20 protein-coding genes are annotated in these 21,763 nt (G+C 71.8%); 10 read left to right on the forward strand and 10 right to left on the reverse strand.

The window, feature by feature from the left end; all coding sequences use genetic code 11:
• Nucleotides 1-762: isoprenyl transferase (locus AW273_RS11250; RefSeq protein ID WP_062348423.1), on the reverse strand; the 762-nt coding region annotated here is incomplete at its 3' end.
• Between the two features lie 45 nt (nucleotides 763-807).
• On the reverse strand, nucleotides 808-1,554 hold the full coding sequence (gene recO, locus AW273_RS11255; RefSeq protein WP_062348017.1) for a DNA repair protein RecO: 747 nt from the start codon (nucleotides 1,552-1,554) through the stop codon (nucleotides 808-810).
• Between the two features lie 168 nt (nucleotides 1,555-1,722).
• On the opposite strand from recO, the gene AW273_RS39075 reads away from it, so the two are divergent.
• The gene (locus AW273_RS39075) at nucleotides 1,723-3,258 is read left to right on the forward strand and encodes a CDP-alcohol phosphatidyltransferase family protein (protein ID WP_062348019.1); all 1,536 of its coding nucleotides are present in this window, start codon (nucleotides 1,723-1,725) and stop codon (nucleotides 3,256-3,258) included.
• A complete protein-coding gene (locus AW273_RS39080) occupies nucleotides 3,255-3,971 on the forward strand; it encodes a DUF5941 domain-containing protein (RefSeq protein ID WP_062348020.1) in 717 nt (238 codons plus the stop codon). The genes AW273_RS39075 and AW273_RS39080 overlap by 4 nt, the downstream gene beginning before the upstream one ends.
• Here AW273_RS39080 and AW273_RS11270 read toward each other — a convergent pair.
• A complete protein-coding gene (locus AW273_RS11270) occupies nucleotides 3,968-4,624 on the reverse strand; it encodes a hemerythrin domain-containing protein (protein ID WP_062348022.1) in 657 nt (218 codons plus the stop codon). The two genes, AW273_RS39080 and AW273_RS11270, sit on opposite strands and share 4 nt — an antisense overlap.
• Before the next feature lie 38 nt (nucleotides 4,625-4,662).
• Nucleotides 4,663-5,322 carry a hemerythrin domain-containing protein gene (locus AW273_RS11275; RefSeq protein WP_062348024.1) on the reverse strand — a complete coding sequence of 220 codons (660 nt, stop codon included), beginning with the start codon at nucleotides 5,320-5,322 and terminating at the stop codon, nucleotides 4,663-4,665.
• Nucleotides 5,323-5,415: 93 nt separating this feature from the next.
• Here AW273_RS11275 and AW273_RS11280 point away from each other — a divergent pair, with 93 nt between their 5' ends.
• From AW273_RS11280 to AW273_RS11295, 4 genes are all read left to right on the forward strand, one after another.
• On the forward strand, nucleotides 5,416-8,784 hold the full coding sequence (locus tag AW273_RS11280; protein ID WP_062348026.1) for an ATP-binding protein: 3,369 nt from the start codon (nucleotides 5,416-5,418) through the stop codon (nucleotides 8,782-8,784).
• A gap of 81 nt (nucleotides 8,785-8,865) precedes the next feature.
• The gene (locus AW273_RS11285; RefSeq protein ID WP_062348028.1) at nucleotides 8,866-10,968 is read left to right on the forward strand and encodes an MMPL family transporter; all 2,103 of its coding nucleotides are present in this window, start codon (nucleotides 8,866-8,868) and stop codon (nucleotides 10,966-10,968) included.
• Between the two features lie 137 nt (nucleotides 10,969-11,105).
• Nucleotides 11,106-11,996, forward strand: coding sequence for a Sco1979 family transcriptional regulator (locus AW273_RS11290; RefSeq protein ID WP_232327295.1), 891 nt, complete (start codon nucleotides 11,106-11,108; stop codon nucleotides 11,994-11,996).
• A 60-nt stretch (nucleotides 11,997-12,056) separates the two neighbouring features.
• A complete protein-coding gene (locus AW273_RS11295; RefSeq protein WP_030450704.1) occupies nucleotides 12,057-12,284 on the forward strand; it encodes a DUF397 domain-containing protein in 228 nt (75 codons plus the stop codon).
• Nucleotides 12,285-13,024: 740 nt separating this feature from the next.
• On the opposite strand, the gene AW273_RS11300 is transcribed toward AW273_RS11295, so the two are convergent.
• From AW273_RS11300 to AW273_RS11310, 3 genes are all read right to left on the reverse strand, one after another.
• The gene (locus AW273_RS11300) at nucleotides 13,025-14,674 is read right to left on the reverse strand and encodes a SulP family inorganic anion transporter (protein WP_083949714.1); all 1,650 of its coding nucleotides are present in this window, start codon (nucleotides 14,672-14,674) and stop codon (nucleotides 13,025-13,027) included.
• Between the two features lie 68 nt (nucleotides 14,675-14,742).
• Nucleotides 14,743-15,087 (reverse strand): ArsR/SmtB family transcription factor, encoded by a 345-nt coding sequence (locus tag AW273_RS11305; protein ID WP_062348030.1) that lies wholly within the window; start codon nucleotides 15,085-15,087, stop codon nucleotides 14,743-14,745.
• Nucleotides 15,087-15,287 (reverse strand): hypothetical protein, encoded by a 201-nt coding sequence (locus AW273_RS11310; RefSeq protein WP_062348032.1) that lies wholly within the window; start codon nucleotides 15,285-15,287, stop codon nucleotides 15,087-15,089. Before AW273_RS11310 ends, AW273_RS11305 begins: the two co-directional genes overlap by 1 nt.
• A 144-nt stretch (nucleotides 15,288-15,431) precedes the next feature.
• Between AW273_RS11310 and AW273_RS11315 the strand changes: the two genes are divergently transcribed.
• The 3 genes from AW273_RS11315 to rocD all read left to right on the forward strand — a co-directional run bounded on the left by AW273_RS11315 (nucleotide 15,432) and on the right by rocD (nucleotide 18,027).
• Nucleotides 15,432-15,863: an Lrp/AsnC family transcriptional regulator gene (locus tag AW273_RS11315; RefSeq protein WP_062348429.1), complete on the forward strand. Its 432-nt coding sequence runs from the start codon at nucleotides 15,432-15,434 to the stop codon at nucleotides 15,861-15,863.
• A 200-nt stretch (nucleotides 15,864-16,063) separates the two neighbouring features.
• The gene (ddaH, locus tag AW273_RS11320) at nucleotides 16,064-16,837 is read left to right on the forward strand and encodes a dimethylargininase (RefSeq protein WP_062348034.1); all 774 of its coding nucleotides are present in this window, start codon (nucleotides 16,064-16,066) and stop codon (nucleotides 16,835-16,837) included.
• An 11-nt stretch (nucleotides 16,838-16,848) separates the two neighbouring features.
• Nucleotides 16,849-18,027 carry an ornithine--oxo-acid transaminase gene (gene rocD, locus AW273_RS11325; protein ID WP_062348036.1) on the forward strand — a complete coding sequence of 393 codons (1,179 nt, stop codon included), beginning with the start codon at nucleotides 16,849-16,851 and terminating at the stop codon, nucleotides 18,025-18,027.
• Here the strand turns inward: rocD and AW273_RS11330 are convergent.
• From AW273_RS11330 to AW273_RS11340, 3 genes are read right to left on the reverse strand one after another with little or no spacing between them, the layout of a single operon-like run.
• Nucleotides 18,011-19,579: an alkaline phosphatase D family protein gene (locus AW273_RS11330; protein WP_062348038.1), complete on the reverse strand. Its 1,569-nt coding sequence runs from the start codon at nucleotides 19,577-19,579 to the stop codon at nucleotides 18,011-18,013. The genes rocD and AW273_RS11330 overlap by 17 nt on opposite strands.
• A 17-nt stretch (nucleotides 19,580-19,596) precedes the next feature.
• Nucleotides 19,597-20,493, reverse strand: coding sequence for an NAD-dependent epimerase/dehydratase family protein (locus tag AW273_RS11335; RefSeq protein ID WP_062348040.1), 897 nt, complete (start codon nucleotides 20,491-20,493; stop codon nucleotides 19,597-19,599).
• Entirely contained in the window at nucleotides 20,490-20,930 is a 441-nt protein-coding gene (locus AW273_RS11340) for an SRPBCC family protein (protein ID WP_062348042.1), read from the reverse strand. The genes AW273_RS11335 and AW273_RS11340 overlap by 4 nt, the downstream gene beginning before the upstream one ends.
• A gap of 82 nt (nucleotides 20,931-21,012) precedes the next feature.
• Between AW273_RS11340 and AW273_RS11345 the strand changes: the two genes are divergently transcribed.
• Nucleotides 21,013-21,681 carry a TetR/AcrR family transcriptional regulator gene (locus AW273_RS11345; protein ID WP_062348044.1) on the forward strand — a complete coding sequence of 223 codons (669 nt, stop codon included), beginning with the start codon at nucleotides 21,013-21,015 and terminating at the stop codon, nucleotides 21,679-21,681.
• Nucleotides 21,682-21,763: the final 82 nt, after the last annotated feature.

Below are 21,763 nucleotides of genomic sequence, written 5' to 3' on the forward strand. Positions count from 1 at the left end.
GGGGGGACCCCCCCCGCCGTAACGGCGGTCGCGGCTGGCGTAGATCTCGCACGCCTGCCACAGGTCCCGCCGGTCGAAGTCGGGCCACAGGCGGTTCAGGAAGACCATCTCGGCGTACGCCGACTGCCAGAGCAGGAAGTTGCTGGTGCGCTGCTCCCCCGACGACCGGACGAACAGGTCGACGTCGGGGATCTCGGGCTGGTGGAGGTAGCGCGCGAAGGTCTTCTCGTTGACCTTGCCCGGCTTGATCCGCCCGGCCTGGACGTCGGCCGCCAGCTTGAGCGCGGCGTCGACGATCTCGGCCCGGCCGCCGTAGTTGACGCAGAACTGCAGCGTCAGGGTCGAGTTGCCCCTCGTCCGCTGCTCGGCCTCGGTGAGCTCCTGGATGACCGACTTCCACAACCGCCCCGGACGCCCCGACCAGCGCACCCGCACGCCCATGGCGTCGAGCTCGTCGCGGCGGCGGCGGATGACGTCGCGGTTGAACCCCATCAGGAACCGGACCTCGTCGGGCGACCGCTTCCAGTTCTCCGTCGAGAAGGCGTAGGCCGACAGGTAGGGGATGCCCATCTCGATGGCGCCCTCGATGACGTCGAACAGCGACGCCTCACCCATCTCGTGACCCTTGGTGCGCGGCAGGCCGCGCTGCTTGGCCCAGCGGCCGTTGCCGTCCATGACGATCGCGACGTGGCGGGGGACCAGGTCCGCGGGCAGGGCGGGCGGGGTGGCCCCGGAAGGGTGGGGCGTCGGGGGTCGAACCATGGTCCCTGAGCGTATTCGGTCGGGACCGGAGGTCAGGACGGCGTTCTAGTCGTTCAGGGCGACGGCCCCGCGTTCGACGTGCTTGAGCGACCTGATCCCGTGTTCCAGGTGCCACTGCAGATACGCCGCCACCAGCCCGCTGCACTCCACCCGGTTCCGGGCCTCCGACGCGTCGGCCGCCTCCCAGTCGCCCCGCAGCAGCGCGATCATCAGCGCGATCGTCTCGGCGGCCGGGACCGCCGCGCCCGACGGGCGGCAGTTTCCGCACACCACTCCCCCGGCCACGATCGCGAAGGCCCGCACCGCCTCCGCGCCGCACCGGGCGCACTCCGACAGGGCGGGGGCGTAGCCGGCGACCGCCAGGGAGCGGAGGAAGAAGGCGTCGAGGACGAGCCGGGGCTCGTGGGAGCCGTCGACCAGGGTGCGGAGGCCGCCGACCAGCAGGAGGAACTGGCGCAGGGCCGGTTCCTTCTCGCCGAGGGTCAGGCGGTCGGCGGTCTCCAGCATGGCCGTGCCGGCCGTGTAGCGGGGGTAGTCGGAGACCAGGGGCTCGCCGTAGGGGCGGATGGTCTCGCACTGGGTGACCATGTCGAGGGAGCGGCCGGTGTGGAACTGGACGTCGACGTGGGTGAAGGGTTCGAGGCGGGCGCCGAAGCGGGACTTGGTCTTGCGGACGCCCTTGGCGACCGCTCTGACCTTGCCGGTGCGTCTGGTCAGGATCGTGATGATGCGGTCGGCCTCGCCCAGTTTGTGGGTGCGCAGGACGACGCCCTCGTCACGGTAGAGACTCACGGCGTCAGCCTACTCGGGTCACGTTTGGTGAAATTTAGGTAAGTAACCTCGTGGCGCTGTCTATACGTCCGGTAAACCTGTGGTGCGACGGGTTAACCGAAAGGTCACTAAGCTTTGGCCTCTGCGTGGGTTTCCTCCGCCCGCCGCATGAACCAGAGAAAGGGTGCCATGACCCGCGTGGTGCTGCTGGGCTCCGAAAACGGAGCGCCCCCGCTGCCGCTCACCGGCCTGCCGGGCTCCCCCATGGCCTTCCAGCGGCTGATCGACCAGGCCGCGCCTTACGACCCCGAGCCGGTCGTGATCATTCGGCCAGGTCAAGCCGCATCCTACCCAGGAGCCCGGACGGTGGAGAGCGCCGACCGGGCCGGAGACCTGCGGGCGATCGCCGAGGTGGCCGCGGGGCTGGACGAGGACCTGCTGGTCCTCCCGGCCGATTCGCTGATCCACGACGAGCTGATCTACCAGCTTGTGAAGTCCAAGCGGGGCGCCGTCGCGCTGGTCGTCCGCGAAGAGCGCGACCCCGACGCCCCCGAGCCGCCGCCCATCGAGGAGGCGGTGCCCGAGATCGGGATGAACGTCCTGGAAGGGCGTCCCCAGCGGGCCCGCATCAGCAAGACCCGGGTGATCTCGCAGGGCAGCGCCTACCACCAGGTGACCCGGCCCAACGCGGCGCTGCTCGGGCCGCTGCACCTCAAGGCGAGCCAGGTGCCCAACCTGGCCGAGGCCGCCCGCGACCTGGCCGAGTTCGCCTCGCTCACGGGCCCGGAAGACGGGGTGACCGAGCTGCTGGTGCTGGGGCTGGTCCGCCGCGGGGTGTCCGTCGGGATCCGGGGCCGCCGCGACCTGTTCTACCGGCAGGTCGACGCCGGGAACGCGCACGAGGCCGTCCAGGAGTTCCTGACCTTCGACGAGGACCGGGCCCGGCTCGACAACGCCGTGAAGGGCGCCGACGGCTTCTTCACCACCTACTTCGTCAGCACCTACTCGCGCTTCATCGCGCGGTGGGCGGCGCGGCGGGGGCTCACCCCCAACCAGGTCACGCTGATCTCGATCGCGCTGGGGCTGCTGGCCGCGGGCGCGTTCGCGACCGGCGGGCGGCCCGGTTACGTCGCCGGCGGCGTGCTGATCTACTTCGCGTTCGTCTTCGACTGCGTCGACGGGCAGGTCGCCCGGTACGCCCGCAAGTTCGGGGTGCTCGGGGCCTGGCTCGACGCGACGTTCGACCGGTTCAAGGAGTACGCCGTCTTCGTCGGCCTCGCCGTGGGCGCCACGGTCTCGGGGCAGTTCGGCGACGGCGAGGAGATCTGGACGCTGGCCCTGATCGCGCTGGCGCTCCAGTCGGTCAAGCACCTGCTCGACTTCTCCTTCGGCGCGGCCAACCGGCGCAAGCCGCCGAACCCGCTGCCGACGCTCGACCTGGCCGTGGCCGACGACCGGCCGCTGCGCGACGCCCTTGAGGTGCGCAAGGCCACCAGCGGCGGCGCGGTCAAGAACCTGCTGCGGTTGTGGACGAAGGCCGGCAAGTTCCGGACCGTCCACTGGGCCCGCAAGATGATCGTCTTCCCCATCGGCGAGCGGTTCGCCGCCATCGCCATCGTCACCGCGTTCTTCGACCCGAGGGTCACGTTCCTGGTGCTGATCACCTGGGGCGGCATCGCGGCCACGTACACCCTGACCGGACGTCTCCTGAGGTCGATGGCATGATCACGCACCCCCAGCCCGAGCCCGAGGTCCTCGACCCGCACCTGGAGCGGCAGCGGGTGCAGACCGCGCGCCTGGTGGCCTACCGCGACGACGGCCCGCTGGTCTCCCTGTTGAAGCCCCGGATGGGCCGCGGGCTGCCGCCGGTGCCGATGACGCTGGCGGCGCTGCTGGCGATCGTCGCCCTGGCGGTGACCGGGTCGCTGACCGAGGGGCCGATGTTGCTGGTCCCCGCCGTGGTGCTGACGCTGCTGGTGCTGCCGACGGCCTCGCACGACCACCTGGGGCGCTTCGACTGGCTGACGCCGCCGCTGCTCAGGGCGGCCGAGTTCCTGACGATCATCCTGATCGGGCTGGCCTCCGGCACCCCCAAGTGGCTGCTGTTCGTGCTGCTCTACATCGTGGGCTACCACACCTACGACACCGTCTACCGGACCCGGCAGAGCATCTGGCCCCCGGCGTGGATCTTCCAGGCGGGTCTCGGCTGGGAGGTGCGGCTGCTGGTGCTGGGCGTGGGCGCGGCCACCGGCACGCTGACCTGGGTGGCGGGCGTGCTCACCCTCTACCTGGTGGTGCTGTTCTCGGTCGAGAGCGTCAACAGCTGGGTGCGGCTCGACAAGCAGTCGGCGCTGGCGGTGGCCAACGCCGAGCAGGACCTGGAGGCCAGCCCCGAGGACGCGGTCGAGGCCGCCACCGGCGAGGCCGAGCCCAACTAGCCGCGCACCAGCGCCGAGCGTTTGGCGTAGAGGCGCTTCCCCGCCAGGGTCCACGCGATCTTGGCGGGGACGGGCAGGTTGCCCATGAAGTGGGCGCGTTCCTCGGGGGTGGCCTCCTCCAGGATCGCGCCCAGCACGATCAGCTGCTGCTTCGGCGAGCCGGCCGCCGCCTCCTTGGCGCCGCGCTCCCCCATCTCCTTCCACTCGGCCACCGTGATGTGCCGGGAGACCAGCGGCAGGATGTGCTCCTCCTCCTCGCGCAGGTGCTCGTCGAGCGCCAGGTGGTGGTCGGTCAGCAGGTCGGCGAGGCGGTCGCGGACGGCGGGATCGGCGGTGCGCTCGAACTCGGGCAGCAGGTCGCCGATGCGGCGGATGCTGTCGGCGACGTACTCGTGCTGGTGCTCCATCCGGTTGACCAGGTCGGCCTCCAGGGTGACCCGGGCGAGCAGCTTGGGCCACAGGAGGTCGTCCTCGTTGGTGTGGTGGCTGTGCAGCCCGTCGGCGTAGCCCCGGTAGTGCTCCGCCATGAGGGCGGCGCGGGCGACGTCACCGGGCCTGACCCGGCGGAACAGCTCGGGCATCATCTTCGACTCGCGCCGGAAGACCCGGTGGATCATGACCATCTCTTGGACGTAAGGGCGTTCGTTCGTCATGCGCTCCAGGGTGGGGCAGGGTACTTGGAGATGATTGGTCAGCGTCTTGTAGAGCCGCGTACCAGCACCATGTGCCGCGCGTAGCGGCGGCGGCCCACCAGGAGCCAGGCCAGCCGGGCGGCCGGGGGCAGGGTGGCGAGCAGGTGGGCGCGTTCGGCCGGGGTGGACTCCTCCAGCAGGGCGCCGAGGAACAGCAGCAGCTTGTCCATGGGGGTCTCGGTGCCGAACCGGGCCCCGGCGGCGGCGTACTCGGCGACCGTGAGGTGCTCCTCGATCAGGGTCAGGACGTGCTTCTCCTCGTCGTCGAGGTGTTCGAGCAGGGCCGACCGGTGGTCGGCGTACAGGCCGGCGAGATGGTCGCGCAGGCCGGGGTCGGCGGTGCGCTCCCATTCGGGCAGCGCCGCGCCGATGCGGTCGAGGCCGGACTGCAAGCGTTCGTGCTGGTGCTCCATGCGGATCACCATGTCGGCCTCCAGGTCGACCCTGGCCAGCAGTTTGGGCCAGATCAGGTCGTCCTCTCCGCTGTGGTGGTGGTGCAGGCGCTGGGCGTAGTCGCGGTGGTGGGCGGCCAGGATCGCGGCGCGGGCGACGTCGCCGGCCGCGACGGTGGGCACGAGTTCCGCGAGCACCCGTGACTCGCGGCGGAACACCCGGTGGACCACGAGCATGTCGTGGGTGTCGGGCCGATCGGCAGACATGATCCTCTTACCTTTCTGTCGAGGTCAGGCGACGAATGTCCGCCATGCGGCTTGGGGGTCTCTTGGGATGTTCTGGGGGTATAACCTGGCCGCGTGACCGTTCGTGTACGGGTGCTTGGTCCCCTCCAAGCGGACGTCGACGGGCGTTCCGTGCTCCTCGGCGGGCCACGGCAGCGCGCCGTGCTCGCCCTCCTGGTCGCCTCACGCGGAGACGTCGTCTCCGTCGACCGCATGATCGAGGACCTGTGGCGCGGGGAGCCCCCGGCCAAGGCGATCGCGTCGCTCCAGTCCTACGTGGCCAACCTGCGCCGCCTGCTCGAACCCGGCCGTCCGCCGCGTGCCCCCGCCTCGGTGCTGGTGAGCGCCGCCCCCGGATACGCCGTCCGCCTCGACGCCGACGCCGTCGACGCCTGGCGGTTCGAACGTTCCGCCGCCGAGGCCCGCGACCTGAGCGCCCGTGACCCCGCCGCCGCCCGCACGCTGCTGAGCGACGCCCTGGGCGTCTGGCAGGGCGCGGCGTTCGCCGAGTTCGCCGACGAGGACTGGGCCGTCGCCGAAGCCGCCCGGCTGACCGAGGTGCGCCTGGTCGCCCAGGAGCTGCTGGTCGAGACCACCCTGCGGTCGGCGCCGCCGGCCGACGCCGTGCCGGCGGCCGAGATGCTGACGCGGCGCGAACCGCTCCGCGAGGAGGGCTGGCGGCTGCTGGCGCTGGCCCTGTGGGGCAGCGGGCGGCAGGCCGACGCGCTCGCGGCGTTGCGCCGGGCCCGCACCACCCTGGCCGACGAGCTCGGGCTCGACCCCGGCCCGGCGCTGACCGACCTCGAAGACGCCGTGCTGGCGCAGCGGCTCGACCTGCTCCACGCCGCCACCCGCGCGCCCGGACCGGCCGGGCACACGCCGGTCACGGTCGCCGCGCCGCGCGCGGCGGAGAACTGGACCGATCCCGCGGGGCCGCTGTTCGTCGGCCGCGACCTCGAACTGGCCGAGATCTCCGACGCCGCCGCCCGCGCCGCCGCGGGTGACGCGGGCGTGGTGCTGATCAGCGGCGAGCCGGGGGCCGGGAAGTCGACCCTGATGGCCCGCATCGCCGACGACCTCGACCCGGCGACGTGGCTGGTCGCGACCGGGCGCTGCCCCGAGACCGAGGGCGCGCCGCCCGCCTGGGCGTGGATCGAGGCGTTGTCGCCGCTGACCCGGATCGCCCCGCTGAACGAGCACGCCGAGGCGCTGGCCCCGCTGCTCGGCGACGCGCGCCCGCCCTCCGACGACGGCGCCACCGGCCGGTTCCGCATGCACCGCGCCGCCTGCGCGTGGTTGCGTACGCTGAGCACGACCTCGGGACGGGCCCTGGCGATCGTGCTCGACGACCTCCACCGGGCCGACGCCGAGACGCTGGGCCTGCTGGTCGCGGTGGCCGAGGAGCTGACCGCCGCGCGGGTGCTGCTGGTGGCCGCCTACCGGCCCTCCGACGTGACCGACGCCCAGGAGGACGCGCTGGCCGCGCTCGCCGCCCGCTCCCCCACGCGGCTCCACCTCGACGGGTTGTCCGAGGGCGACGTCGAGCGGCTGGTCACCTCGGTCTGCGGCCGCGAGGTCGAGGCCGGCACCGTCGCCTGGATCGCCGAGCGCACCGGCGGAAACCCCTTCTACGTACGGGAGAGCGCCCGCCTCCTGGCCTCGGAGGGCAGCCTGGCGGGGGTGGCCCGCAGTGTTCCCGAAGGGGTCCGCGACGTCCTGCGCCGGCGGCTGGCCCGGTTGCCCGCGCCCGCCGTCACCGTGCTCCGGCTCGCCGCCGCCGTCGGCCGGGAGGCCGAGGTCGAGGTGCTGGTGGGCGCCGCCGACGCCGACGAGGACGGCGTGCTCGACGCCCTGGAGGCGGGCGTGCTGACCGGCCTGCTGACCGAGCCGTCGCCGGGCCGGGTGCGGTTCACCCACGCGCTGGTCCGCGACACCCTCTACCACGACCTCTCGCAGGTGCGGCTCACCCGCATGCACGCCCGCATCGCCGACGCCCTGGCCGCCCTGCACCCCGACGACCACACCGCGCTGGCCCACCACTACGCCCGCGCCGGCACCTCGGCGACCGCCGAACGCGCCGTCGCCCACTCGGTCAAGGCCGCCGAGCTGGCCACCCGGCGCTACGCCTACGACACCGCCACCGAGCTCTACGAACAGGCGCTCGTGGCCTTCGATCGGCTGCCGGCCCAGGCGATGGCCGACCGCGACGCCGCCAGGGTCGAGCTGCTGGCCGCGCTGGTCCGCGCCCAGGTGCTGGACGGCGCGGTGGCGCACGCCCGGGTGACCCGGCAGAAGGCCGTGGAGATCGCCCAGGCGGCGGGCCGCGACGACCTGCTGATCGCCGCGTTCTCGTGCTGGACCGAGGCCACCCCGTGGCTCATCCGCCCCTACTCCTACGTCGACGAACGCACCGTCGGCCTGATCACCCGCCTGCTGAAGCGGGCCGACCTCGACCCGGTCGTGCGGTGCCGCCTGCTGGAGATGATCGTCTCCGAGCTGGAGAACGAGGGCGACCCGCGCAGCGCCGCGGCCGCCGCCGAGCTGGAGGAGCTGGCCGCCACGCTCGGCGACCCGGCGATGACGGCGCTGGCCCTCACGGTCCGGATCAAGGAGATCCCGTTCGAGCTGGAGCCGCGGCGGGTCCTCGACCTGTCGGTTCGGCTGGTCGACCTGGCCACCCGCCACGACCACCTGCTGGCCTACCGCTGGTACGGCGAGTTCGTCGCCACCCGGGCCTGCTGGGTGCTCGGCGACCTGCCCGGCATGCACCGGCACCTCAAGGCGGCCAACGACCTCGCCGCGGCGTACCAGATGATCGAGGCGCGCGAGGTCGCCAACGTCGCCTACGCGACGCTCCGCCATGTGGCCGGTGATCTCGACGGCGCCCTGGCGGCCTACTCCGCCGCCTTCGGCCTGCTGCACCGCAAGGGCTCGCTCAACGCCGAGGGCGCCCACGCACTGGCGGTCTTCTCGATCCGGCTCACCCAGGACCGGCACGGCGAGTACGCCGACATCGCCTGGGCCCTGCACGAGGAGCACGGCGCGATCGTCGCCGACCTGCTGGCGGTGGCGCTCAGCCGCGAGGGCCGCCTGAAGGAGGCCGCCGAGATCCGGGCTCGGCTCGCCCCGATCCGCAAGGACTTCTACTACTCCCTCTACCTGGGCCTGCGTGCCCTGGCGGTGGTCCAGGTGGGGTCGCGGGAGGAGGCCAGGGAGATCCGGGAGCAACTGCTGCCGCTGCGCGACAGCATGCCGGGCGCGGCGTCGTTGTCGGTCTCGCTGCGGCCGGTCGCCCACCTGCTGGGCGACCTGGCGGTGCACCTGGGCGACCTCGACGAGGCGGCCGGCCACTACCGGCACGCGGCCGAGGTGGCCCGGCTCAGGGGCGCGCCGCTGTGGGTGGCCGACGCGGAGAAGGCGCTGGCCGCGCTCTCGAAGCCCTGAAGGTTCTCCAAGCGCGTCCCAAGAGACGGCCAAGCGGCCGGGCCCACCGTGGGGTGTACCGATTACGAGAGGACACCCCCGATGTCACGCTTGCTCGGCCGCCTTGGTGGCGCGGCCGCCGCACATCCGTGGCGCACGCTCGCCGTCTGGCTGGTCGCGCTCGTCGCCGCGACCGGCCTGTCGATGGCCGCGGGCGGCACCCCCCACGACGACTACGACGTGCCCGGCATCCCGTCCCAGGACGGCAAGGCCTTCCTGGAGGAGCACTTCCCCGCCATGGCCGGCGCCGGATCCCGGGTCGTCGTCCACGGCGACGGCGAGGTGCCGCCGGACCTGCTGGCCACGCTGGCCGACCGGCTCACCGCGATGCCCCACGTCTCCCGCGTCGCCCCGCCGCGTCTGTCGGCCGACGGCGACACCGCGCTGATCGAGATCGGCTACTCGGTGCCGGTCACCGACTTCCAGGGCTCCGAGGCCGTGGACGCCCTCACCGACGCCGCCGCCCCCGCCGAGAAGGCCGGGTTCACGGTCGCGTTCGGCGGCGAGGTGCCGGAGAACGTCTCGGCGCCGAGCGGCACCGCCGAGGTGGTCGGCGTCGTCGCCGCCCTGGTCATCCTGGTCGCCGGGCTCGGTTCGCTGGTCGCGGCCGGGTTGCCGATCCTGGTCGCCCTGATGGGCCTGGGCGTCGGCACCGCGCTGGTCACCCTGCTGGCCGCGCTGACCGAGATCTCCACCATCGCCCCGACGATCGCCACGATGGTCGGCCTCGGGGTCGGCATCGACTACGCGTTGTTCCTGGTCAGCCGCCATGTCGAAGGGCTGCGGGCGAGCCTGTCGCCGAAGGAGGCGGCGGCCCGCGCGACCGCGACCGCCGGGACCTCGGTGCTGATGGCGGGCCTGACCGTGCTGGTCTCGCTGCTCGGGCTGAACCTGTCCACGCTGCCGGTCTACGCGTCGTTCGCGTACGCCACCTTCGCCACCGTCGGGGCCGTCATGATCGCCTCGATCACGCTGGTCCCGGCGATGCTGGGCCTGGCGGGCCGCCGGGTGCTGCCGCGCCGGGAACGGCTGGGCCTGGCGCGGCCCGTGGTCCGGGCTCCGCGCACCGCCCGGTGGGCCGCGTGGGTGGGCGAGCGCCCGGTCCGGTCGGCGCTGGTCGCGGTCGTGGTGCTGCTGGCGCTGGCCGCGCCGACGCTGGGCATGCGCACCTGGCCGCAGGACGCCGGCACCCAGCCCGAGAGCAAGACCACCCGCGTCGCCTACGACCTCGTCGCGGCGGAGTTCGGCCCCGGCGCGAACGGCCCGATCGTGCTGGCCATGGACGCCTCGCTGGCCTCGGACGTCGCCGCGCGGCTGCCGGCCGTCCCCGGCGTCACGGCGGTGGCCCCGCCGATCACGCAGGGCCGGGCCGCCGTGATCACCGTCGAACCGGCGACGGGGCCGCAGGACGAGCGGACCACCGAGCTCGTGCGGCACCTGCGGGCGACCCTCCCCGACGGGGTCATGGTGACCGGCGTGGTGGCGGTGTTCGGCGACATCTCCGACCGCCTGGCCGAACGGCTCTGGGTGGTGGTCGCGTTCGTGGTGGCGCTGTCGCTGCTGCTGCTGACCGTGCTGTTCCGGGCGCCGGTCGTCGCCCTCAAGGCCGCGGTGATGAACCTGCTGTCGGTCGCGGCGGCGTACGGGGTGATCACGGCGGTGTTCCAGACCGACGCCGGCGCCGCCCTGGTCGGCCTGCCGCACGGCGGCGCGGTGTCGAGCTGGGTGCCGATCCTGATGTTCACCGTGTTGTTCGGCCTGTCGATGGACTACGAGGTGTTCCTGCTGTCCCGGATCCGGGAGGACTATCTCGCCACCGGCGACGCCAGGGGCAGCGTGATCCGCGGCCTGGCCTCGACCGGCCGGGTGATCTCCAGCGCCGCCGCGATCATGGTGGCGGTGTTCGTCGGCTTCGCGCTCGACCCCGACGTGACCGTCAAGACGACCGGGGTGGGCATGGCGGCGGCGGTGCTGATCGACGCGACGCTCGTGCGGCTGGTGCTGGTCCCGGCCACGATGGCGCTGCTCGGGCGGGCCAACTGGTGGTCGCCGCGCTGGCTCGACCGGCTGCTGCCGGAGATGCGCCACCACGACGGGGCCCCGATTGTCAGCCGGTCTAACGAATCAGTACTAATCAACAAATAACTGCATATGCACGTGCAGGTGGCGGCTCTTGGCATTTTCACATGAATGCGGCACTGTTTGCCAAGGGCCGCTGATGCGACAATGATGCACTGGTTAAGGAAATGCCCGACCTGTGACGTACCCGTGTGGAGACTGTCGTGACCGCTGAACCGCACCACCCCGGCGTGCTCTCGTACTCCCGTGGTGGCCCCACGGTGCTGCGCATCCTCCTGGGCGCCCAGCTCCGGCGGCTCCGGCGGGCCAAGGGCATCTCTCCCGAGGACGCCGGTCACGTCATCCGGGCCTCCCACGCGAAGATCAGCCGCCTGGAGCTCGGCCGGGTCAGCTTCAAGGAACGCGACGTCGCCGACCTGCTCACCCTCTACGGCGTGACCAACGCCGTCGACCGCGACGCGATGATCACCCTGGCCCGGCAGGCCAACTCGCCGGGCTGGTGGCACAAGTACAGCGACCTGCTCCCCTCGTGGTTCGAGATGTACGTCGGCCTGGAGGAGGCCGCCTCGGTGATCCGGGCCTACGAGGTCCAGTTCGTCCACGGGCTGCTCCAGACCCCCGACTACGCCCGCGCGGTCATCCTGCTCGGCAACGGCGGCGCCCCCGAGGAGGAGATCGATCGCCGCGTCGCCCTCCGCATGACCCGGCAGGCCCGCCTGGAGGGCCCCGACGCGGTCAAGCTGTGGACGGTCATCGACGAGGCCGCCCTGCGCCGCCCGCTCGGCGGCCGCGACGTGATGCGCGCCCAGATCGACCACCTGCTGGAGATGAGCGAGCACCCGAACATCACGCTCCAGATCGTGCCGTTCGAACGCGGCGGCCACGCGGCGGCCGGCGGCCCCTTCACGATCCTGCGCTTCGACGAGCGCGAACTGCCCGACGTGGTTTACCTCGAACAGCTCACCAGCGCCCTTTACCTGGAGAAACTCGACGAAGTGGACCGTTACATGCAGGTCATGAACAGCCTGTGCGTGGAGGCCCACCAGGCCCGGCAGACACACGATCTCCTGACGGAGATTCGCACCTCTCTGTAATCTCCGATGCACGTGCAGATGACCTACTAGGGTGGCCCTCTGAACCAATGAGAGGGTGCGATGGGATACGTTCCGAATTCCGGTCAGCTGCGGCACGTCGTCTGGAAGAAGAGCAGTCACAGCAACCCGAACGGAAGCTGCGTGGAGTTCGCCCGCCTCCCCGACGGCACCACGGCCCTGCGCAACTCCCGCGACCCCGAGGGCCCGGCGCTGGTCTTCGGCGCCGAGGCGCTGACCGCGATGCTCACCGAGATCAAGTCGGGCCGCCTCGACCACCTGCTCGGCTAGGCGTTCTCCCGGCCGGACACGCGCGTCGCCAGGGGGAGCGCGACCGCGGGGAACAGCGCCACCGCCACGACCGCCGGCCCGGCCTCTCCGCCGACCCGGCGAAGAGTGCCCGCAGGGCGTCGACGACATGGCGGAACGGGGTGGCCTGGGAGGCGACGTCCAGCCAGAGGGCGCCCTCCATGGGGAGCAGCGCCCCCGGCGGCAGCAGCGGGGGCACCACCGCCGTGCCGGCGACCGGCGGGAACAACTCGCCGCCGAGCGTGCGGGCCGCCCCGCACGAGAGCCGCCGCGAGCTCCGGCGCCATGCTGATCACCAGCACGAGCGGGACCACTCCGAAAACGATCACAAAAGCGTTACGGAGCCTTTCGCGCGGATAATGCGCCGCCACAACAAACGCAGTCATCCGATGACCCACTTCTTGTCACCCTGCTTTTCGGGACGCCTGGCCATCAAGATCGTTTGCACTCGGGGCAACCGTCCGATGAAGGCGTCCGGAAAAATCCGCACACATATTTCTTCACAACTACGACCCTCTTTTCTCCGCTTCCGCGGCTTCATCCTTCGGGCCGGACCCGTCACCGCCGGGGAGGGCCGAGGAGGTCATCGCATTCTTCGAGATCGCCCGAGCGAACCGGATCCGCCTGTTCGGCGGGCCGCGGGGCGGCGAGTACAACCTGAACAGAGCCGCCGGGACCCGATCAGTGACACCACCGACGGCACGTTCGAGCCGGACGCGCGTCTACGGGCGGGGAGTGCCGGTGGGGGTCGTGCGGGGGGAGGCCGGGAGTAGTCCGGCGTGGTGGAGGTGGACGCGGGCGGCGGCGATGGCCTCGGGGGTGGTGTTCAGGATCCGGCCGGCGGCGTCGAGGCGGGCGATCACGCCCAGGGCGTGCAGCGGCTGGTGGTGGCCGTCGCGGATGCCGGAGACGTAGACGGTGATGCCGCGCCGCTGGAGTCGTTCGATCGCGTCGGCCAGCACCAGGGCGCCGCTGGCGTCGATGGTGGTGACCCGGGACATGCGCAGGATGACGACCGAGATGTCGGCGACCTTCGACAACTGGAGCAGGAAGCGGTGGGCGGCGGCGAAGAACAGAGGGCCGTCCAGCCGGTAGGCGACGATGTGCTCGGTGAGCAGCGCGTGCTCCTCCTCTGTGTGATCGTCCGGCAGATCCGGCCGCAGCGGCATGGCGTCCAGGCGCACGTCGCGGGCCACCGCACGCAGGGCCAGCGCGCCGGCCACGATCAGGCCCAGGATGACGGCCTGCACGAGGTCCAGGGCCAGCGTCGCGACCGCGGTGAGCGCCAGCACCACCGCGTCGCCCCGGGTCGAGCGCATCATCGCCACGACCGATCCGGCCTCCACCATGCGGATGGCCGTGGCCAGCAACACCCCGGCAAGCGCGGCCAGCGGGATCTGGGCGACCAGGTCCGCCGCGGCGAAGACGATCGCCGCCAGGATGGCGGCGTGCGCGAGCGCGGCCAGCCGGGAGGAGGCCCCGGAGCGCACGTTGACGGCCGTCCGGGCGATCGCGCCCGTCGCCGGAACCCCGCCGAACAGCGGTGCGGCCAGGTTGGCCAGCCCTTGGCCGAACAGTTCACGGTCCGGGTCGTGCCGGTGCCGGACGCTCATGCCGTCGGCGACGGCGGCTGACAGCAGGGACTCCAGAGCCGCCAGCGCGGCCACCGCGACGGCGGGGGCGACAAGAGAGCCCAGCGCCCCGATGTCGAGGAAGTTCAGAGACGGGGCGGGCAGTCCGGCGGGCAGCGCCCCGATCCGGGCCACGTCCAGGTCGGCCAGTTCCGCCATGCCGGTGGCGGCGGCCACCGCGATCAGCGAGAACGGCACGGTCGGCCGCCATCGCGCACCGGCCAGCATGAGCATGGCGACCCCTGCCGCGATGACCGGCGCCCGCCAGTCGGGCTCGGCCAGGAAGTCGCGGGCGGCCTGCCCGGCCACCATGACGACCTTCTCGCCGTCGCCCGGGCTCACGCCGAGCGCGGCGGGAATCTGCTGCAGGCCGATCACGCAGGCGATGCCCACGGTGAAGCCCTCGACCACGGGAGCGGGGATCAAGGCCATGTACTTACCGGCCCGGGCCAGCGCCAGTCCCAGGAGCATGAGCCCTGCCAGCATTCCGACGGCCAGCACGCCGGACGCGCCATGCGCGTGCACGATCGGCACCAGCACCACCGTCATCGCCCCGGTCGGGCCGGACACCTGGAGCACCGATCCGCCGAAGAACGCGGCCACCGCTCCGGCGACCACCGCGGTGGCCAGACCGGCCTCCGCGCCCAGTCCCGAGGAGATGCCGAATCCGAGCGCCAGCGGAAGCGCGACGATCGCCACGGTCAGGCCCGCCAGCAGGTCCCGGCGCGGATGACGGCGCATGGCGGCGAGTTCGGCGCGCTGGGGCAGAACCGATCGGAGACGTCCCCAGCCGGCCGTGATCTGGCTCTTCACGCGCCTGTCTCGGCCTTCTCGCCACGCAGTTCGCTCAGGAGCTCGTTCTGTCCTGACAACTTCTCGGTCAGCAGTTCACGGGCGGCCCGCAGGAGCCCGGCCACCTGGCCACCCGCCAGTGCGTACACCACTGTGGCTCCATCTCGCTGGGCGCTCACCAGGCCGGAGCGGCGCAACACCGCCAGATGCTGGGACAGTCCCGTCGGCTCGACGTCGATCGCGGCGAGCAGGTCGCGGACCGGCGTCGGGCCGTCCTGGAGGAGTTCCAGCACGCGGATCCGCACCGGGTGGCCCAGCAGGCGGAACAACTCCGCCTTGGCCTGATAGAGGGGAACCGACATCACGCCTCCGCCGCCTTGGAGTCGATGTCTCCGTTGTCGGGGAGGGGCAGGGAATGGGCCTGTGCCAGCCGTCGTACGTCGTCCCACTCTTCCTCCGCCAGCAGAACGGCATGGGCGTCACCGTTTCCGCGTGCGGCCAGCAGCGCTTGGCGGGCCCTCTGGGCCCGCTCTCGGATCGCTGCGGCGAAGGCTGTGCTCACAACACTCTTCCTCGTCGCTCGGCCGCGGGACCGGAAGGATCCGCGGTTTCGTAATTGCGATTTTTCGCAATTACGATAGTTTATCGGCGCGTCCGGCGCGTCCCGCCAACGGGGGACGTGGTTTCAGGCGGTATACAGATGCTCGTGAAGCTGGACGAGCTAGACCGGGCGATCATCGGGGCCCTCGTGGACGACGCCCGGGCGACATATGCGGAAATCGGCGGGCAGGTCGGGCTCTCGGCCCCGGCCGTCAAACGGCGGGTCGACCGGCTGGTCCAGCAGGGGGCCATCACCGGGTTCACCGCCCGCGTCGAGCCCTCCGCCCTCGGGTGGACCACCGAGGCCTACGTCGAACTGTTCTGCCGGGGCAAGACCTCCCCCGCCGAGATCGGGCTGGCCGTCTCCCGGCACCCGGAGGTGGTGTCGGCCTGCACGGTGACCGGCGAGGCGGACGCGCTGCTGCACGTCCGCGCCACCGACGTCCGGCACGTCGAGCAGGTCATCGAGCGGATCGCCGCCGAGCCGTTCGTCACCCGGACGAAAAGCGCGATCGTGCTCACCCGGCTCATCACCTGAGCAACAAATCACCGCAGACCGCCTCAAGAACGCAAGAGACCGCGTTAAGGACGCAATGTCGCCGCATTGGAGCCCAGGTCGCCTGTTCCTAGTCTGAGAGCAGTTGCCCCAGCTCACCGCCGGAGACGTGCGTGAAGACACCCGCTTACGAGACGACGACCACCACCCGCGAGCGGGTGGCCACGGTACGTCATTTCCTTATGTGCCGGCCGGAATTCTTCGCCGTCACGTACACGATCAACCCCTGGATGGATCCGGCCGCCGGGGCCAGCGCCGAGAAGGCCCTTGAGCAGTGGGACGCCCTGAAGGCCGCCTACGAGTCGCTGGGCCACCGGGTGAGCCTGATCGACCCGATCGACGGGCTGCCCGACATGGTGTTCGCCGCCAACGGCGCCCTCGTGGTCGACGCGCACGTCTACGGCGCGCGGTTCGCGCACGCCGAGCGGGCCGACGAGGGCCCGGCCTACGCCAAGTGGTTCGCCGAGCTCGGCCTGCCGGTCAAGGAGGCCGGCTTCACCAACGAGGGCGAGGGCGACTTCCTCACGCTCGACGAGGTGATCCTGGCCGGCACCGGCTTCCGGACCGACGTGGCCGCCCACATGGAGGCGCAGGAGTTCCTGGGCCGCCCGGTGATCACGCTGCGGCTGGTCGACCCGAGGTTCTACCACCTCGACACGGCGCTGTTCCCGCTCGACGGGCACAACGTCGCCTACTACCCGGGCGCCTTCTCCGAGGGCAGCCTGCGGGTGCTGCGGCGGATGTTCCCCGACGCGATCATCGCCTCGGAGGAGGACGCGCTGGTGCTGGGGCTGAACGCCGTCTCCGACGGCAAGAATGTGATCGTCAACGCCGAGGCCGCCGGGCTCAGCGCCGAACTGGAGCGGAGCGGCTACTCGGTCGTCCCGGTCGACCTGTCGGAACTGCGCAAGGCCGGCGGCGGCCCCAAGTGCTGCACCCTGGAGATCCGCCTTTGAACACGCGAGACATGATCGAGCTGGCCGAGAGCCGGAGCGCGCACAACTACCACCCGCTGCCCGTGGTGATCGCCTCCGCCGAGGGCGCCTGGGTCACCGACGTCGAGGGCAAGCGCTATCTCGACTGCCTGGCCGGATATTCGTCGCTGAACTTCGGCCACGGCAACCCGGTGATCCTGGCGGCGGCCCACGCCCAGCTCGACCGGGTCACCCTGACCAGCCGCGCCTTCTTCAACGACCGGTTCGGCGCGTTCGCGGCCGGGCTGGCGGAGTTGTGCGGCAAGGACATGATCCTGCCGATGAACACCGGCGCCGAGGCCGTGGAGACCGCGATCAAGGTCGCCCGCAAGTGGGGCCGCGACGTGAAGGGCGTCACCGAGCCCAACATCGTCGTGATGGAGGACAACTTCCACGGCCGCACCACCACGATCGTCAGCTTCTCCACCGACCCCGACGCGCACGACGGCTTCGGCCCGTACACGCCCGGGTTCCGGGTCGTGAAGTACGGCTCCGCCGACGCGATCGCCGACGCGATCGACGAGAACACCGTGGCCGTGCTGCTGGAGCCGATCCAGGGCGAGGCCGGGGTGCTGGTCCCGCCGGACGGCTACCTCCGCCAGGTCAGGGAGCTCTGCACCGAGCGCGGCATCCTCATGATCGCCGACGAGATCCAGTCGGGCCTGGGCCGCACCGGCGGCACCTTCGCCTGCGACCACGAGAACGTGGTCCCGGACATGTACGTCCTGGGCAAGGCGCTGGGCGGCGGCGTCGTCCCGGTGAGCGCGGTCGCGGCCGACGCCGACGTGCTGGGCGTGATCAAGCCAGGTCAGCACGGGTCGACGTTCGGCGGCAACCCGCTGGCCTGCGCGGTCGGCGAGACCGTGGTCAACCTGCTGAAGACCGGCGAATACCAGGCCCGCGCCCGCGAGCTCGAATCGGTCCTGTTCGAGGGCCTGCGGGCGCTGCCGGGCGTCACCGCCGTACGCGGCCGGGGCCTGTGGGCGGGGGTCGACATCGACCCGTCGCTGGCCACCGGCCGGCAGGTGTGCGAGCGCCTGATGGCACGCGGCGTGCTGGCCAAGGACACCCACGGGAGCACGATCCGGCTGGCCCCGCCCCTGGTGGTCGAGGCCCGCGAGATCGAGTGGGCGCTGGCGCGATTGGAGGCGGTGCTCACCGGATCGGAGTGAGCTCCACCCGGGAGACCTCCTTGAGTTTCGGCGGGTCGTCGAGGACGGTCGGCGTCTCCCACCGGACCACGTGCCTGCCGTCCTCGTGAGTGAGGGTGGCCAGCGCGTTGGGAAACCAGGGGCCGTCGGTGATGCGCCACTTCACCGGCGGCCTCGGGAGCTTGGCCGTCTTGGCGATCAGGCCGCCGATCACCGTGGCCACCCCGAACTGGGCGATCACGTTGGCCAGGCGCAGGGTGCGGCTGAGCGGGTTGCGGATCGGCGAGCAGACGAGCTGGTAGATCGGCAGCCCCCTGACCCGGGCGACGTAGGAGTAGTGCACGTCGCCCGACAGCAGCATGACCGTGGTGCCCGAGGCGGCCAGCATCGTCAGCAGGCGGTCGAAGGAGCGCCGGAAGGCCGCCCAGTGTTCCAGGTCGACGGCCTGCCGGGCCTTCTCCATGAACCGGGCCACCGTCTTGCCCCAGGCCCCGTCGCACAGGGCCTCGTTCCAGGTCTCGATGTGGTGGATGCCGGCCGGGAGCAGGATCGGCACCGACGACCCGACCAGCACCCGCGCGGGCGGGTCGGCCAGCGCCTCCTCCAGCCACGCCCATTCGGTCGCGTCGAGCATCGACCGCTCGCGCGGCTCCAGATGGCGGGCGCACCGCGAGTCGAGCATGATCAGCCGGGTGTCGCCGAAGTCGCGCGCGTAGCTCCACCGGCTGGTCGACGGGTCGGCGTCGGCCTGCCGGGCGAACGCGTCGAGCACCGCCGCGCCGTCGCCCTCGCCCGCCCGGATCTTCGTGTAGACCTCGTCGGCGGCCCGTTCGGCCGGGGACAGGTTGCCCAGGTGCTGGTAGACCCAGTAGGCCCCCAGCCCGGCCACGACCCGGCGCGGCCACCAGGACACCTGGGCCATCTGGGCCCGCCAGTCCTTGCTGGTGTTCCAGTCGTCGCGCAGGTCGTGGTCGTCGAAGATCATGGTGGTCGGCACGGTCGAGAGCAGCCACCGGATCTCCGGGTCGTTCCACGCCTGGCGGTAGAGCTCGGCGTACTCCTCGAAGTCGGCGATCTCGCCGACGGGCTCCTGGTCGCCCCGGCGGGCCTTTATGTAGTCGAGCATCTCCCGTGACGGCTCGTCGGCGTACACCTGGTCGCCGAGCATGATGAGCAGGTCGGGGAGCTCGTCGTGGACGGTCAGGGCGTGCCCGAAGGCGAAGAGGGTGTCGACGCCGTGGGTGATCGTGTGGGGCGTGTCGTGGGGGACGCTGGTCCGGCACGAGCCGAAGACGACCTTGTTCAGCCGGTCGACGGGACGGATGACGCTGGGGTCCATCGTCTCCAGCGGCCACACCGCCTCGTCGCCGAGGTGGATCTGGTAGGGGACGGGTTCGCTCACCGGGACGTCCACTATCGCGTAGTGGTGCCCGTGCACCGTGAAGGTGCGTTCTGTTGACTGTTCGGCGCCCGCAGTGACGGTGACCGCGCAGGGGTCGCTGGTCTCCACCCAGATGGACGCGGTGGTCGCGTCGACGTGGCGGAGGAGGGGGCCGATCACTAGTTGTGCCACTCTCCTAGTGATACCGCTTATCTCGGGATGGATGCCACCAGGGCCTCGTCGATCGGCGTCGGCGTCATCCCGAAGGTCTTCTCGAAGTCGCCGGAGTCCAGCAGGAACGGCGCCTCGAACTGGTAGAGGGTCTCCCGCAGCTCCTTCATCTTCGGCGAGGCCCAGCCCATGGCGTGGAAGACCGCCCGCGGCACCCGCACGATCCGGGGCCGCCGGGCGCCCGCGAGCGCGGCCGACCGTTCGGCGACCTCGCGGAAGGTCAGCGCCTCGGAGGTCGGCACGTGCCAGGGCCGCCCCCAGGCCCGTTCGTCGGCGCCGGCGATCACCAGGGCGCGGGCGACGTCGGGCAGGTAGGTCCACGAGTGCGGGACGCCGGGGTCGCTCAGCACGACCACGGGCCGGTTCTCGGCGGCGGGGCGGATGACCTGGGTGGTCAGGTAGGCCTCCCCGGTCGAGCCGGGTCCGAAGTAGTCGGAGCCGCGGATCTCGGTGGTCCTGATCCCGGCGGCCAGCGCCCCCTCCCACATCTCGGCCCGCACCCGCCCCTTGACGTGGGTGGCGGCCAGCGGGAGGTCTTCGGTCATGGGGCCGGAGACGGGGCCGTAGGCGTAGAGGTTCCCGAGGATCACCAGCACCGCGCCGGTCTCCCGGGCGGCGCGCACCATCGCGGCGTGCATCGGCGGCCAGTCGAGCGGCCAGCGGTGATAGGGCGGGTTGACGCAGTTGTAGATCACGTCGGCCCCGTCGCAGGCCCGCAGCAGCGCCTCGGCGTCGGCCGCGCTGGCGGCGATCTTCACGGCCCCGGCGGCGCCCGACCCCGACCGCGAGACCTGGACGACCTGGTGCCCCTCGGCCAGCAGCAGCTCGGCGAGCTGACCGCCGACCTGGCCGGCCCCGATGACGACGTGTCTCATTTCTCGGCCTCCTTCTTGATCGCGCTGAGGAAACGTTCGTGTCCGGCGCGCAGCTTCGCGGCCGGGTAGAGCAGCCCGGCCAGCGGCCCGGCGAGGGATTCGGAGATGGTCAGGCGGGTGCGCCCGCCGGGCAGCGGCTCGACGACGTTGCGGTCGACCGCCTTGTAGACGCCGAGCGCCACCCCGCTCCAGGTGAGCTCGCGGCCCTCGGTCACGACGGCGAACCGGGAGCGGATCCGGACGCCGCCCAGCCGCCACCGGTACCGCTCGCCCGGGGTGATCTCCCCCAGTTCGAGCACCCGGTGCTCGGGCCACCAGCGCCGCCAGCCGCGCAGGTCGGACAGCAGCGCCCAGACCTCGGCGGGGGGAACGTCGATCTCGATCGAGGAGGTGTTCCGCACCGGAGCGTGCGCCTCGAAGCTCTGCAGGTCTCTCATGAGAGCAATGCTCTCTCTTTAGAGCATCGCTCGTCAAGAGCACTGCTCTCTTTTCTGTACGCCGCTCTGTTACGCTGCGGAGATGAGCGCAGCCAAGACCGCGCGGGAACGCGTGCGGGCCGAGATGGTCCGCGAGATCACCGACATCGCCCGCACCCACCTGGCCAGGGACGGCGCGGCCGGGTTGTCGCTACGGGCGATCGCCCGCGAGATGGGCATGGCGTCGTCGGCGATCCACCGCTACTTCCCGACCAAGGACGACCTGCTCACCGCCCTGATCATCGACGGCTACAACGCCCTCGGCGACGCGGCCGAGGCGTCCCAGCGCGACCAGGACCCCACCGGCCGCTGGCTGGCCCTCTGCCACGCCGTCCGCGACTTCGCGCTCGGCCGCCCCCACGAGTACGCCCTGCTCTACGGCTCCCCCGTGCCCGGATACCGGGCTCCGGCCGACACCGTCGGCCCCGCCCTGCGGACGACCCTCGTCTGCGGGCGGATCATCGCCGACGCCGGCCCGACGCCGCCCGACCCCACCCCGCCGCCGGCCCTGCTCGCCCCCGACGTCGAGGCCCTCCGGCAGGTCATGCCCGGCGTCTCCGACGTCGCGGTCACCCGTGCGGTCACCGCGTGGACGGCCCTGTTCGGCGCGGTCAGCTTCGAGTTGTTCGGCCAGTTCGACAACACGATCACGCACCGCCGCGAGTTCTTCGACCACGGCATGCGGTCGCTCGCGAGATACCTCGGTTTGTAACACCCCGTTCACGATCAGTGACAAAACCGGTGCGATAGTGGACACCAGGCTCCGCGAAAACACGGCGACATGCCCCTAAACG

It is taken from the genome of Herbidospora yilanensis, assembly GCF_001570565.1.
In the GTDB taxonomy this organism is placed as follows: Bacteria; Actinomycetota; Actinomycetes; order Streptosporangiales; family Streptosporangiaceae; genus Herbidospora; species Herbidospora yilanensis.